Genomic DNA, 15019 nt, shown 5'->3' on the forward strand with positions numbered 1-15019 from the left:
TCTTTTTCAGTCTACTATAGATTTTAAATTATTATCAATACAGGAGATTTTTATACTCTACTTGAGTATTGCTCTTGCAACTTAACTCCAATCATCTCCTTAACAATGCAAGAGGAAAGCGAGCTACCTACGCTTCTACTCTCTACTACCTTCTCAATAGAAGTTATGTTAGAAGATAAATCATTATCACAATTTTCCTCATCGCTATCAAGTCCACTATCAAAACTTGAAGATCTGAGTAACGTCATCTTTTCTTCCAGTGGAACACAAGACTCATTATTAGTCTCATTAAAAATATTTCTTGTTGGAGTATAAAATTGATTATTGAGGCTTCTTTGTTCATCAGCATGAATTTTTTCTCCCAGTCCATCAGCTATTTCTACAACTTTATCATCCCATTCATTCTCACACTCTAGCTTGCTTCTTAACTCTTCAACTTCCCATGCTAGTTTGCATATCCCTTGTTCATAAGATTCCAATTGTGCTTTATACTCATCTTTCAACTCTTGCACTTGAAGTTTTAAATTGCTTATATACTGCTCCTTTTCCTTCATTATGTGTGCTGCTTCTTTTAATTTGTCTTCTAACTCCTTCTTTTCTGTATTAACACCTTTTAACTTACCCTCTAGCTTTCCTTTTGCTTCACATACATTTTTAAGTTCTTGTGCTTTCTCTTGTAACTCTGCTAACACACTTGCTAACTTTTCATCTTTTTGTGCCAGTTCAGTTTGCAATTCCGTGTTTTTTCGCTCTTCTTTTCCAAAACTGTTTTGTAAATCAGTTATTTGTTGTGAAGCAATTTCTGGTTGAGTTTCAGTGTGCTGTAAATTGACTTCCAATGCATTGCTATTAATAGAAGGAGAAGAAGGAAGGCTATTATCAGCATCAACTTTATGATCTAACTTCCCCTCTGGTTCCTTACCTTGATAAGCCACCATAGATTCATTGTAAAGATTAATAGGAGTAGCCCTATTCTCTTCTAGTGATTCCATTACAGCATCATATAAGGAGAGACCTTGAATATATAATTCATCGTTTTGCTTTATTAATTCTAGAATCTCCTTCGATGAAACAAAATCTTCACCATTAAATTTTAGTATTTCAGTTATGCCATCGCTACTCACATTCATAATCATGGTACACATTCCTGATCCATCTTTTGCAGCCCAAGTGCTTGTCATTTCATAATATGCACCTTCTTTAAATTCATAATATCTTTTCTTATCTTTTTTATGAGCGTGTATTTCATGTTTTTTATTGCAATAGATATTCAGTTCTTTAATATCTTTCTCTTGCTGTAAAACGTCACTAATCTTTGTTGGCTCACTATTGTCGTAATGAGTAAGGTTAATATTCAAAACTTTATTATTATTGTCAATTTCTTCACAGTAAACTTGAAAGTCCTCTTTCCATTTTCCAAAATACCTACTTGCAACTTCTTTTCCTTCCTTTACTAACTCTATGTATTTACCTATATTTTTCTCAAAGTCCTCATTAACAGGCTTTTCTCTTTCTTTTACTGCTTGATCCACGTACATTCGCTTAAAATCATTATCACCTATTAGATCATTAAAACGCCAATTATCATAAGCTTTTTGTATATCAGCAAAGTCCATCTTTTCTCTCAAAAGCGCTAATAAGCTTATCTTATCTCTCAAATTTTCTAACTCACAATCGAGAAAATCATCGAAACTGCATAACTTTTTATACAGTTCCCTATCTTCTATAATTGAGCGAAGAAATTTCATTATAGTAAGGTTCTTAATGGAAGGCTCATTTTTTTCTGCATCATTAATATAGCTTTTGAGAAATTGAAATATACCAAGCCCATCACTATCTTGGACAAACTTCTCTCTATCATTAACACAATTGTTGCCCTGTGATGAACATAATCTATTATGCAATTTTTGCAAGTCATGTATTGACTTAACTACATATTCTGCAACTGACAATTCTCTCAGCTGATCACTTGTTTTTTCCGCTTTTACTGCTTTGTCTCCCTTAGTCAAACCTGCAATCATAATACGCCTCCTTTAACTATGTTTATATTATAACAATCAACATGTATTTAAGAAAAATCACACTGCTCACTGTACGTTTACGCTGCTACTTTGCATAATAGATTGCTTGAAGTCACACAAGTATCGTTTTTTATTAGATAAAAGTTAACAAGACGTTTTCATAGATTTTTAAGCTTAATAACATCCTCTCTATTGGGACTAGTTGAAATTAGATGAATTGGTACACCTATTAATTCTTCTATTTTTCTCACATATTTCATCAAATTTGCAGGTAATTCCTTAACTGACCTTTTGCCTTGAGTTTTCTCTTTCCAACCAGGAAATTCTTCATATATTGGCTCTAATTCTTTTTGTATTGAATGTGATGCGGGTAAATAATCATACATTTTTCCGCCATACTTATAACCAGTGCCTATTTTAATAGTATCAAAAGAATCAAGAATATCTAATTTGGTTAATACAATGCTTGAAACTCCAGAGAGTTGTACGGCCTGGCGCACTAAAACTGCGTCAAACCATCCGCAGCGCCTTCTTCTATTGCTTACTGTTCCAAGTTCCTTACCTATAGAAAATAAGCTGTCTCCAATCTCGTTATTTTGTTCAGTAGGAAATGGACCATTACCCACTCTTGTTGTATACGCTTTTGCTACACCAATAATGTGAGCATTGTAGGATAATCCTGAGCCTGTTATCGCTTGCGATGCTACAGTATTACTTGAAGTAACAAAAGGGTAAGTTCCGTGGTCGATATCTAAAAATGCGCCTTGAGCGCCTTCAAATATTATTTTCTTACCTTCTTTCATAAAATCATTTAGTATCTTCCACACAGGTTTTTTATATAAAAGAATTTTTTCTGAAATCTCTTGAATTTCCTTTAATATTTCTTCTTTTTTAACTACCTGGTAGTTAAGTCCTTTTCTGATAGCATTATGGTAACTCAGGAGAGCATCCACTCTTTGATTGAGCTCATCTGTGTTTTCTAAGTCACAAAGGCGTATAGCTCTCCTGCCAACTTTATCTTCATAACATGGCCCTATCCCTTTGTTTGTTGTACCAATTTTGTGATTTCCGTTTAAATCTTCAAATAGCTTTTCCTTGTCCTTATGTACGCTAAGTATTAATGGACAGCTCTCGGATACCATCAAGTTGTTATAGTTTACGTCCACTCCTTTAACTTTCAATGACTCTATTTCTGAGACTAGAGCATGTGAATCAAGAGCAACACCGTTTCCTATAATAGATATTTTGTCCGCTCTCAAAACAGCAGAGGGCAGTAAATTTAATTTATAAACCTCATCATCTATTACTATAGTGTGCCCTGCATTATTTCCTCCCTGAAATCTCACAACTACATCTGCATTCTCAGAAAGATAATCTACTATTTTACCCTTACCTTCGTCACCCCATTGCAGACCAACAATTACAATATTATTCATCACTATTTTCTAGATTAATACGTAAATATTAATGCAGCATGCTACAAATGAAAAGAGAAATCTACGCCTTTCCTATATCCCTAAAATAAAGAAATAGACTATCGACTTTTTTATATATTATAAAATTATTCATCATTATATGGTACAACTTACAGCATATTTATAGTAAGGTGTTGATTATGAAAAAGGCAAAGGAGAGTCCAGTAATTAGATTAAAGGCCACAGCTAAAGAGTTCAATTTTAGTAAGTTAAGAGCAGATCAAGAAAATAAATTAGCAAATTCCGGTGAAACAATGTTCTTAGATTTTCAAAGGATGAATTTTATTATTAACGGAAAAGAAATAGATAAAGATTTTATCATTGCATTTAAGGAAGGAGCTAAAGATTATAAAAATGAGATTTTTAACCGTGATAATTTTGATAACCTCTCTGAAGAAGGTAAAGCTTTTATGGAACCAGTACTTAAGGAGCTTGATCAAGATAGACTATCTGAAGTTTGGGAAAATCATTGTAATAGCCCTACAGTTGCTGATGAAAAAAAAATTGATGAATATAGAAAGGAATTTGAGAGATTTTATAACGCAGGGAGAAGCTCTTATCATCTATTCTCCAAAAAAGATTACCGTTCATTAGCAAAGGAAATTTTTAAGGAAATGTTTAGATACGCTGAAGCAGAAATCCCAAGTGATGCTATTTTAGAAGAGTTAGTCACCAATTGTAATCAAGCAGGGTATGGGGCTGGTATATTTAATGAATCTCATGCCGCACTCAGTAGTTGTAATTTAACTCCACACAGTCCTAAAAAAGTGCTAAACATTTACTGCACTGACCACAACCGCATAAAAGTGACGTCTGATATGGCAATACCTATAACCACGATTGACAATCCGGAAGAGAAAATATGTGACCTATCCAGCTCATTAGAATTTACACTTGAGTCTCAATATGGTGAAGACCTTGTAAAATATGGAGATGGTAAATTATCACTTACTATTCCTGAAGAGTTGAAAAACTATAAAGACAATGGCAAGACCTTGTTTGACACTATTAAAGAATATTTTCAGAAATTCTGTGCAAAATTAGGATTTAAACCTGAGGCAAAAATACAAATAGAGCATAGCTTAGGTACTCAAATCAAAGTAAACAACTATTTAGATGGTACAATATCTACTACAGGATCGGATGCAAATGAAAAATTTACCAATCTTTTAAAGAAAAATCTCAGAGAGAGGTTATTGGGATCAGGAGTTGCTCTAGGAGGTGAAGATGTTGATGATATTATTGAAGTCAGAGTATCTTCAGTTATGGATCTACTGCGTGATTATACTAAATTGGAAGATAATAAAGAAAACAGAGAGTTATTAATAAGTGAAGTAGCAGATAATTTAGGGCTTTCCACTCAAGATAAAACAGCATCAGAAGTATTGATGGAATTAAACTCTTTACCTTCTTCGATAAAAGGTCAGGTTAATCATAATCAAGTGCAGTTTATTGTAAATATTTTTACCAATTTAATTGTTGAAGGAAAAAGCGAAGTATACAAAGAAAAAAATGCAATTAATGCAATTCATCAGAAGATAGATAAGGCAATTGTTGAGCAAGAAAAAAGAGCAACCAACAAGCAAGATATAGAGAATGATAAATGGACAGATAAAATAAAAAAACAGAGATTATCTATGGAATCACATGGGCATTTGCATTAAAGATACTGTGTACAGAGGCATAGTATGCTCAATTTTCGCCTTTCATTTAAAGCACTCAAATTGACCAAACACACTCAATCCAAAGCGTTTGTAGATTCGATATCTTGAGTAACTTGACGCAGAGAGAATTGTATACCTTAGTCAACTTTTCTAGCGGTATCCATAAGGTAAATCATTATTTGAGTGTTACACCCAAGCCCTCTTTATTTTCCTCTGTTATCAAGCTAAAAATACCATTTGGTTTCATTATGTATACGAAACTATTATGCTTGCAAGAAAAAAAAACCCTAAAAAACTGGAAAAGAGAATAGGAATTTGACATAAGCTATTCCCAAATTTTCAATGTTCATATGGTTATAAGCAGTACAGCTATTAATCATCCATTATTGATATACCTGAATTATTCTCAGTAAATAAATCAAGTATAATGTTAGGTACTCTACCATCAACTATGTGAACAACCCCTGCACATTCTTCTACCATTTTAGTATATGACATAAGCCTTTCAACAAATTTTTCTCCTTTAATTTTTCCACAATCAATCGATTCTTTTAAATTTTTAATCAAGACTCTTCCATTGCCAACTTTGTTTATTTCTTCATCTGTATCACTCAAGATTATCATTTTAGATGCGTAAACTGCAAGTGCAATTGCACTTGCAGTGCTATCAGTATCAATATGATATGTTTCTCCATTTTTTCCATAACCGATAGGTGCAATAACTGGTATAGAATCTGATTCTTCAATAAAGAATAATATATCAGGATTGATTTCAGTTGGTCTACCGATAAATCCCATGTCTAGTATTTTTTCAATATTATTTAATCTATTTTCCCTAAGCGTAGTGCTTATCTTTTCAGCTTTTATGAGGTTGCCATCTTTTCCACATAGTCCAATAGCTGAACCACCAGCAGAATTTATATGCTGAACAATTTTTTTATTAATTGAACCACACAGTGCCATTTCAATGATTTTCATAGTGCTTTTGTCTGTAAGTCTGACACCATTTATAAACTTATCATTCATACCTAGCATTTTTAACACTAAGTTAATTTCATATTCTCCGTCATGAACTACCACCGGATTTATACCAAGCTGTTTCAACAGAACAACATTATGCGCAAAAGCACTAAGCAGCGTTTCATCTGAGATTATTACACTGCTGCATTTGATGATAAAAGTTTCGCCTACAAATTTAGGTATGTTAGACAGAACTTCAAATAATATTTCTGTTTTTTCCTTCAATGGCATCTTACCATTTAAAGATTCATCACTTTTCATTTTTTTATCTTGTAAATTTGAAAAACTCATCTCTTACCTTGGTGATTTTATGCTTAACACGAATGCTTATTTGATGAATTGATACATGTTCATTATTAACCCACTTTTGAGTATTTTCTAGAATAGCATCTAGACTTTCCTGATTCACTTTATCTATTTTTGTTAGCACAATATTAAAGTTAATATTATTACATATTAACCAATAAACAAAGTCTTTGTCTATTTCTTTTAATCCTACCTTGCTATCTATAAGCACAAACACTCTTTTTAGATTTCTCCTGTGAATTAGATAGTACTCAATTAGGTTTAAGTATTGTACTGCTTCTTCCTTGCTTGCACAAGAATAGCCATAACCCGGTAGGTCGACAATCCTAAACTTATCATTGTACATAGAGTAAAAATTTATTTGTCTAGTGCATCCAGGTTTAGAAGAAACTCTTGCAGCTTTTTTGCTGTTTATCAGCAAGTTGATTAAACTTGATTTTCCTACGTTTGATCTACCAGCAAATGCAATCTCTGGAGCCGACTCATCTGGTAATGATTTTTTGTCTGAAGCTCCAAATATGAAGCTGCAGATTGATGTTATCTGTTTTGCCATTATACTTAGGTAGAAATATTCGAGACAATTATAGTGTTATTGCTTGATATAAGAAATTTTTTATTTCAGTATATATTACTTACTTAAACAGCTGAAAACTAGACCTGTACTATATGGATATAGAGAATAATTTACAAGACTTAAAAAAAAAGTTTTCTGATGTAGAGAGAAATCTGGAAAACCCTACCAATTTGAGTCAAAAAGAATTCGTTAGTTTTTCAAAGGAATACTCTGAACTCAGACCAATTATCGAGATAATCGATGAATATAATATATTAAAAGAGGAAATTTCAGATTTAGAAGAAATCATGAAAGATGAGAACAGCGATGGTGATATAAAAGAGTTAGCAAAAGAAGAACTTCTTGAGAAGCAAAAGATACTATTACCGAAAGTAAAAGCAAAACTAAAGTTGGCATTATTACCCAAAGATGAAGATGACTCAAGAAATGCAATATTAGAAATTAGAGCAGGCACAGGCGGAGAAGAAGCAGCATTATTTGCAGCGATGTTATTTCGTATGTATCAAAAATATGCAGAAAGAAGAAATTGGAAGTTTGAGCCAATAAGTATTTCTAATACAGGTATAGGTGGCCATAAGGAAGCTTCTGCACTCATTAATGGAACAGAAGTTTTTGCAAGACTGAAATTTGAGTCAGGGGTGCACAGAGTACAAAGAGTGCCAGAAACTGAATCCTCAGGAAGATTGCACACTTCCGCAGCTACTGTTGCAATATTACCTGAAGTAGAAGAGGTTGACTTTGAAATAGAAGAAAAAGATTTACGCATAGATGTTTATAGATCCAGTGGTCCTGGAGGGCAATCAGTGAATACAACTGACAGCGCAGTAAGGGTCACCCACTTGCCAACAGGGATAGTTGTAATACAGCAAGATGAAAAATCGCAGCACAAAAATAAGGCTAAAGCGCTCAAAGTGTTGAGAGCAAGGCTATACGAAATTGAAAGACAAAAAAAAGAAATGGAAAGGTCAACAATGAGGAAAAGCCAAATTGGTTCTGGAGATCGCTCTGAACGTATAAGAACTTATAACTTTCCACAATCAAGAATAACAGATCATAGAATTAATCTCACTTCACATCGACTAGAACAGATTATAAAAGAAGGTGAACTAGATGAATTTATTGAGGCATTGATTTCACGAAATGAAGCAGAAAGGTTGACTGGAGGAGGTAATGTTACTTTTTGATGGAAATTTGAAACAAAGCATAGGTATCAGGTTAAAAAGAAGTAAAGTTAGTTGTTCATAAGGTTGACAATTATTTAAATTTATGCTATAATTAGCAGCTCTATAACTTACAGAAACCATGGAAGTTGACTTTAATCAATATGTTAATAGTAACACCTTAGAGTTAAATAATCTATATGTATATATGGAAAAGCTAGTAAACTTTTTACAGAAAAAGCAAAATATTACAAGCTTGACTTTATCTAATTGTTATATTGATGCTCAGTGCGGAGAAGTTTTAAATGAAGCATTAGAGAATATTAATCTTCCAAATATTACTGAGTGTAAATTAACTTCTAGCATTATTGGCGCAGAAGGCTCAATAGCAATCACTAAATTGTTAAAGAATGGTAACTTTCCAAATCTTATTAAACTTGATTTAATTTCTAATGATATTGATGTTGAAAGTGGAATAATATTAATGAGTGCGCTAAGGGGTGGTAGTTTTTCAAATATTAAAGAATTTAATTTACTTTATGACAACGTCTGCAACGAAGGCATAGCAGCATTACGTGAATCATAGAACAACAATATGCTTCCAAATCTTATTAAGTTTAGTTTTCCCTTTAGTATTACTAATGATAACAAAGATATGGAAATGTCAAGCGAATACCTATTCGGTTAATAGCATCATATAGAAAAAGGCAAGTTACATTTATTTGTTGCTGCTCATAGAACATCCAAATTCAACTCTAGACCTGCTAAAAGGTGTAGGAAATCTTACTGCTATTGACATTATTGCGAAAATTCCATCAATTGATAACTTCCTATTCTGTGTAAAAAAATAAGAAAGGAGAGGAAAAAAGGATTAGTTTCTTTTATGATTATCCAAGAAGTCTAGTCTAAATTCAAGTTTTGTGAATAGGCTAGCGCTTAAATTTTTGATCAAAAAGGGACAAGTTTAGTAAAAAATAATGATATTATAAGTGGAACATAAAATAGCCCCACTGCAGTACTAATTAGGAGCAATAAAGTAGCTTTATCTGGTTGGTAATTTAAAATATTAGCAAGTATTATACTGGATCCAGAAATCGGAATAATAGCCAGTAACATCAGTGCTTTATAGATGCTTTCATCGTATATACCTGTAACATGCTTGTCTAGCAAGACAATTCCCAAAACAAATGACGGCCAGAATATGTACTTTGCTACAATAGTGGTCAAGGCAAGCTTCCAATCTACTTTAAAATTTGTAATTTGTGCAATACTTACTCCAAGCAGCACCATTCCTAATGTGATAAATGTACTTCTGATATTTATCATAACATCTGTCAAAAAGGTGGGTATTTGTATATCATATATACTTAAAAAGAAACCTAGAATCATTGCATATAATGAGGGAAGTTTGAGTAACTTTAATACGCATTCTTTTGCAGTATAGATACCATTTGCAGCTATATAAAATCCCAAGCTATTTTCAAATAGTGCCATTCCTATGTAACAGACAACATACACAGACACTGAATCTTCATCAAATAAAGCCATGGCAATCGGTAGACCAAAATAACCCATACTTGTGCTGCCCGAGCTAAACGCTAATATGTTTCTCGTGTTGTCCTTAAATAAAAAAGAAGAAAGATAATACACTGATAAGGACATAGTACTACCTATAAACCATATCAAAATCGGCAGAGAAATTACTTTTAAATTAACTTCTGTATGAGATACTCCGTATAAAATCACTATTGGATTAGCTATATAAAAGAGTATTTGAGATATAGTATTTCTATCAATTTTAAGATATCTTCCTGCTAAGTAACCAATAAGTATTGTAATGTAAATAGGTAATATTTTGAGGAAAAGAGTAAAGAACATACTAGCCTATTGTGATATCTTTGCTGATAAAGTGATATTAGATTTTAAGGTATTGTAAAAGTAAGTAAAATTTATTTTCCAATTAATCAAGTTCATAGTTAGTTAAAAAAAGATTCACTGAGTGCCAAAATTTGTTCTTATATAGGACTTAATAATGATATTTTTATGATTAAATTATGTTAAGTTTGTATAAAGCTCCTTGTATATTTTTATAAACCACTTGTAGTAATTTAGGTAGATTGTTGAAAAAACACTCATCTTGAATGGTTCTCAGGAATTCTTGCCTTAATCATTAAAATCGCACTATTACTTTCCATAATTTTTTTTAAAGCCAACTTTTTCGTAAACACGGATTGCACAAACATTTGCTATACCTGGGTCGACAAAGGCATTCTCATAAACTTTAAAGACAAATTTGTTTAAAAATATATTCAAAGCTTGTGAACCAACTCCTTTACCTACATAATTCAGCTCTCCGATATACCAGTCTATAGCAGCACAACTTTCTGGAAGCTCTGAAGTATCGTAGCCTTGTTCAGGTGGAAAATCTTGCCTATTATAGTATTGAATATAACCAATATCAACTGCGTCACAATTAATAATGAATGCATACATCGGTTTTTCAATAATTTGCGTCTCAAACTTCAAACGTTTGAACCCCTTAATGTAGGTACTATATTTTTTCTCAATTAACTCTGGTGTCCAATTTATATCTTCATCCCACCATAGCTTTACGTGAGGTGTTTCTAACCATTTTAATAACAGTAAAAAATGTTCTTCTTTCAACGCTTTAAATGTGATATTTTTATTCATTAATGAAAAATCTCAAATGTTACTACCATTTCTGTTAATCCTGTCTCTAATTGCCAAGTTCATTGAGATTGACATTTCCGTACCTAGTTTTCCTGATATGGTGCGCTATTTTAACGTATCAGAAGGAACAATTCAATTAACTATTGCTTATAATTTCCTAGGCTTTTGCATAGGAGGGTTATTTTTTGGTCCATTGTCTGAATGTTATGGCAGAAGAAGGATTATGATCATAGGTAACACTTTGTTATTAATCGGCGCTGTTGGTTGTGTTTTTGCACCGTCGGTTTTTTCTCTTTTAATTTCTCGTTTTATTCAAGGTATTGGTGCAAGCACATCTGTAGTTGTGTTTGCAATCGTTGCAGACAGTTATCAGGGTGACAAAGCAATAAAATTTATTGGAATCATGAATTCTGTTCTAACAGTTGTCATGGCAATTGCGCCAGTGTTAGGCAGTTTCATCAATCAAATTGTAGGGTGGCGTGGTAATTATGCAACTGTTGCAATACTTTGTTTAATCTCTTGGGTTTTGCTGCTTTTTCTGTTACCAGAAACAAAAAAGGACCGCGATATTTTCAGTTTGAAAAAAATGATGAAAGATTACAGAAAATTATTATCGAGTTCAAAATTTATGGTTCTGTCTTTGCAGCAGAGCCTCTTCTCTGCTGCTTATATGTCATTCATTACTTGCGGACCTTTTTTGTATATGGAAACTTTTGGCTTATCCAGTACTATTTATGCACTACATCAAGGTGCAATAGTTGGGTCCTTCTCACTAATTAGCCTATTTTCCATTAAGATCCTCAAAAAATTTGGAGCCGTATGGTGTGTAATTTCTGGTACGAGCGTGGGTGCTATCGGATCTCTATTGTTTGTAATACTCAGTGTAATTATGCCCCATTCTTTCTACTTAGTAACACTATCTATGATTATTTTTTCTATTGGTTGTGCAATATGCCAGCCAGTGGTTTTTAACGCATCAATAAACGTTTTTCCTGAAATTAAAGGTACAGCTTCTTCTGCACTCTCGTTCATTAGAGCTTTTGTTATGGCTATTTTTATCGGCTTAACAAGCTACGTTTACAACGGTCAGGCAATCAATATATCTCTTCTTGTTCTATCTGCAGTAGCGCTAGAACTTATTTTTACTGCCTATTTATTGTTTTCAAGATCTGGAGAAAATCTATAATCACCATATAGATCCTTCTCATTTCTAGTTATTGCGGTAATATGTATTGCAATTTTGCCGGCTGCTCTAAATGTATCTCTTCCACATCACCTAGTCTATATTAGTTAACAAATATGAGCTTGCTCATGCGTCTAAAATTTGAGAGCCAACTTTCAACAATCCAATCAAATTCTAACTTTCTTTAAAATACTGTTTCTTGCTGTTTTTATACCCTAAAAAATTTAGCTTACTTTTGCGCTAGTTCGTTCAAATAGCATTAGTACGATTTACTTTTTTTGGGATGTAGAGATTTTCTAGGGATTGTCTTCTTGAGTTCTATAGTATTTTGTTCAACATTGAAACGAGAGTCCCGTTTCAAGCATTGAAGTGACGAATCAAGAGCTGCTTTTATCCCATCCCTATCAACTATTTGAGTAGTTGACAATGGAATCCAGTTATTTTCGTTTATACTAATCAATACATCAAATTCTATGCTATTATTGTGTTGTTTGACGTTGCTGGCTCTAATCTTATCATTCCCAAACCCAAACGTTATAGAATTATTCTCATCATAATTGACGCTTGCAGAATCAGGTAAAACCGCAAAATCCGCGTTGTTTACAAATCGAGAAAATGCATTTTTGATTTCGTTAAATGTACCGTAATGGTCTATATGGTCGTCATTAATACTTGTTACAACAGCAATATTTGCAGGAATTTTTAACATAGTTCCATCAGACTCATCAGCCTCGATTAAAAAAATGTCACTCTTGCCAAGTTTTGAATTACTCTGATAGGAGTTTAATACTCCTCCCACAATTACAGTAGCATCAGTACCAGAATGATCAAAAATGGAAGCAATCATAGCTGTTGTTGTTGTCTTGCCACTTGAACCAGAAACCGCTATCACATATTTACCTTTCATAATTTTAGCCAGCATGTCTGACCTATGCAAAACTGTTTTATTGTTATTTCTTGCTGCAACTAGCTCCACATTATCAGGTTTTATTGCGGAAGAATGTACAACTATTTGAGCTTGTCTAATACTACTTGCATCGTGACCAATATAGACCTCTATACCTAATTTTTGTAACCTATCTATATTGTCGTTTGATCGCGTATCACTGCCTTGAATTTTATAACTGGAATTATGAAGAATTTCAGCAATTGCGCTCATTCCAATTCCACCTATACCGATTATATGTATTACTTCTTTTTTAGGGTTCTGTCGCATTTGTAGGGAAGTAGAAAGAAGAATGATATAATTGTCTAAAAAAAAAGCAAAGATGTTTCGTATCAATCAAAAATTGTTGCCATATTTCAAAGGATTTAGCTTTTCAGAGGATGTTATCTGTATACATGAAATATCGATTCTCTTTGAGCTATCGAGATTTGGAAGAAATGATGAGTATAAGGGGAGCAAAATGCTACGTTACAAAGGTGGGTTATCACCACTGATAGATGAGGCAGTAAGGAAAAGAAAGAAGCAGGTTGGTAGTAGTTGGAGAGACTTACATTAAATTAAACGGTAAATGGGTTTATTTATATACTGTAGACTTGTGTGTTAGTAGAGACAAGTCTGCAGCACTTGCATTCTTTCGTAAAGCCTTCAGGAGTAACTATCTTCCTGAGAAAATTGTAATTGATAAAAGCGGCAGTAATACTGCTGCTCTTGATGATTTGAATGCAGAAATTTCTGAAGATTACAGTTCTTCAAATAAAATATCTAAATAATATTGTTGATAGATTTATCAAAAAACTAATAAAGCCAATGCTTGGGTTTAAAAGCTTCCATTCCGCAAAGATTACCATCATAGGCATAGAAAATATTCGTATGATTAAAAAAAAGACAAATTATTAAAATAATGTTTCTACTTTTGAGAATTTTGCTATGTTAATGGCTTCATAACTCCTATAATCCCAGCTTTTTTCCTATGGTTTATAGATGCGACAGAACCGTTGGTAAGCATGAAAGCGCTTTACAACGTTTTTTATGTGAAAGCCAATGTCAGCTACTCAAATGATACCATTTGTTATAAACTCACTTTTACTCTATGGTCTTGTCGATATCCTGAACAGATACAATATTTTTTATTTATAAAATGAAGTAACTACTTATCGTAAAGTTGATCTATAGATATAATACTACCATTTGATGACTTTTCAGCACATTTCTCAATTTCATATTCTTTATCAGAATCAACGCTAAATACTAAAGTATCTCCTGAAATTTTATCATGAAACTCACTAATAGCAAAAAACGGTACAGTGACTTGTTCTTGTTTTCCACGAAAGCTCAAACTGACGCTAAACTTATCTTCAAGAACTTTTAGACCAAAAAATTGATGCTGTAATATAATAAGCATTTGAGTAGGGTATGATTCTTTCAAGTAGTCTGGTATGACAACACCATTAAAGCGCGTAAAAAATAATATTTCTAAGTGAGGAGTAAAAACATTATCTAATATAATATTCAAAGCCTTTTTGATAACTTGAAATTTAGCATAACTAAGCGACTTCTGATAATCTGTTTTATCCATATAACCCTTACATGTTTGGGGGAACTTCTGTTACCCGGCGTTCCCTAAACCGTGCTTATAGCAATGAAGTTATAGTGCCTAAATTAAGCAGCTAATGCAACATTGTCTTCAGCAGCAAAGTTATCGTTTGCATCTAAATTGTGAACTCTTAGCGGTGGTATCTAACCGAGCAAAGCTACCATCTTTACTATGCATGTCGATCCTTACTCGCCCCCGTATCAATCAAAAAATATGGTGGAGGCGCCGAGTACTGCCCTCGGGTCCAATACACCTATTACAAGGTAATTTTATTGCCATAGTGTATAAAAAATACACATGCTTATTATACAGTAGTATTGAATAAATGTCAAGTTATTGAACTCCAAATTGATTGGCAACTAAAAAACTAATATAAAAATTACTT

Annotated in this window: 11 protein-coding genes, 1 other RNA gene and 2 pseudogenes; 5 read left to right on the plus strand and 9 right to left on the minus strand. The window is 32.9% G+C overall.

What is annotated here, in order from left to right; genetic code table 11:
* Nucleotides 1-50 precede the first annotated feature (50 nt).
* Nucleotides 51-2021 (minus strand): hypothetical protein, encoded by a 1971-nt coding sequence (locus tag ABWU45_RS06970; protein WP_353278327.1) that lies wholly within the window; start codon nt 2019-2021, stop codon nt 51-53.
* A gap of 158 nt (nt 2022-2179) precedes the next feature.
* Nucleotides 2180-3457: an adenylosuccinate synthase gene (locus tag ABWU45_RS06975; protein ID WP_010401253.1), complete on the minus strand. Its 1278-nt coding sequence runs from the start codon at nt 3455-3457 to the stop codon at nt 2180-2182.
* Between the two features lie 179 nt (nt 3458-3636).
* On the opposite strand from ABWU45_RS06975, the gene ABWU45_RS06980 reads away from it, so the two are divergent.
* Nucleotides 3637-5160, plus strand: a complete 1524-nt coding sequence (locus tag ABWU45_RS06980) for a hypothetical protein (RefSeq protein ID WP_353278328.1) — start codon at nt 3637-3639, stop codon at nt 5158-5160.
* A 372-nt stretch (nt 5161-5532) separates the two neighbouring features.
* Here the strand turns inward: ABWU45_RS06980 and argB are convergent, their stop codons facing one another.
* Both argB and yihA read right to left on the minus strand, forming a co-directional pair.
* On the minus strand, nt 5533-6471 hold the full coding sequence (argB, locus tag ABWU45_RS06985) for an acetylglutamate kinase (RefSeq protein WP_017531630.1): 939 nt from the start codon (nt 6469-6471) through the stop codon (nt 5533-5535).
* Nucleotides 6446-7042 carry a ribosome biogenesis GTP-binding protein YihA/YsxC gene (gene yihA / locus ABWU45_RS06990; protein WP_369800778.1) on the minus strand — a complete coding sequence of 199 codons (597 nt, stop codon included), beginning with the start codon at nt 7040-7042 and terminating at the stop codon, nt 6446-6448. The genes argB and yihA overlap by 26 nt, the downstream gene beginning before the upstream one ends.
* 110 nt (nt 7043-7152) lie before the next feature.
* Here yihA and prfA point away from each other — a divergent pair, with 110 nt between their 5' ends.
* Both prfA and ABWU45_RS07000 read left to right on the plus strand, forming a co-directional pair.
* Nucleotides 7153-8244, plus strand: a complete 1092-nt coding sequence (gene prfA / locus ABWU45_RS06995) for a peptide chain release factor 1 (protein WP_264683298.1) — start codon at nt 7153-7155, stop codon at nt 8242-8244.
* A 118-nt stretch (nt 8245-8362) separates the two neighbouring features.
* Nucleotides 8363-8806 carry a hypothetical protein gene (locus tag ABWU45_RS07000; RefSeq protein ID WP_010401259.1) on the plus strand — a complete coding sequence of 148 codons (444 nt, stop codon included), beginning with the start codon at nt 8363-8365 and terminating at the stop codon, nt 8804-8806.
* Nucleotides 8807-9168: 362 nt separating this feature from the next.
* Here ABWU45_RS07000 and ABWU45_RS07005 read toward each other — a convergent pair whose 3' ends face one another.
* Together ABWU45_RS07005 and ABWU45_RS07010 are read right to left on the minus strand one after the other, a co-directional pair.
* The gene (locus ABWU45_RS07005; protein ID WP_064125222.1) at nt 9169-10098 is read right to left on the minus strand and encodes an AEC family transporter; all 930 of its coding nucleotides are present in this window, start codon (nt 10096-10098) and stop codon (nt 9169-9171) included.
* Between the two features lie 306 nt (nt 10099-10404).
* Nucleotides 10405-10911 carry a GNAT family N-acetyltransferase gene (locus ABWU45_RS07010; RefSeq protein WP_353278329.1) on the minus strand — a complete coding sequence of 169 codons (507 nt, stop codon included), beginning with the start codon at nt 10909-10911 and terminating at the stop codon, nt 10405-10407.
* On the opposite strand from ABWU45_RS07010, the gene ABWU45_RS07015 reads away from it, so the two are divergent.
* On the plus strand, nt 10895-12097 hold the full coding sequence (locus ABWU45_RS07015) for a multidrug effflux MFS transporter (protein ID WP_353278330.1): 1203 nt from the start codon (nt 10895-10897) through the stop codon (nt 12095-12097). The two genes, ABWU45_RS07010 and ABWU45_RS07015, sit on opposite strands and share 17 nt — an antisense overlap.
* A gap of 424 nt (nt 12098-12521) precedes the next feature.
* Here ABWU45_RS07015 and ABWU45_RS07020 read toward each other — a convergent pair.
* Nucleotides 12522-13310 (minus strand): annotated as a pseudogene (locus tag ABWU45_RS07020) (Mur ligase domain-containing protein); the annotation flags it as partial.
* A 52-nt stretch (nt 13311-13362) separates the two neighbouring features.
* Here ABWU45_RS07020 and ABWU45_RS07025 point away from each other — a divergent pair.
* Nucleotides 13363-13937, plus strand: a pseudogene (locus tag ABWU45_RS07025) (IS6 family transposase).
* 250 nt (nt 13938-14187) lie between these two features.
* On the opposite strand, the gene ABWU45_RS07030 reads toward ABWU45_RS07025, so the two are convergent.
* Together ABWU45_RS07030 and ssrA are read right to left on the minus strand one after the other, a co-directional pair.
* Complete coding sequence (locus tag ABWU45_RS07030; RefSeq protein ID WP_353278331.1) at nt 14188-14616, minus strand: ClpXP protease specificity-enhancing factor SspB; 429 nt, start codon at nt 14614-14616, stop codon at nt 14188-14190.
* Nucleotides 14617-14630: 14 nt separating this feature from the next.
* Nucleotides 14631-14970, minus strand: a transfer-messenger RNA (tmRNA) gene (gene ssrA / locus ABWU45_RS07035).
* Between the last annotated feature and the right edge of the window lie 49 nt (nt 14971-15019).

Origin of the sequence: Wolbachia endosymbiont (group B) of Longitarsus flavicornis (assembly GCF_964028135.1) — a bacterium.
In the GTDB taxonomy this organism is placed as follows: Bacteria; Pseudomonadota; Alphaproteobacteria; order Rickettsiales; family Anaplasmataceae; genus Wolbachia.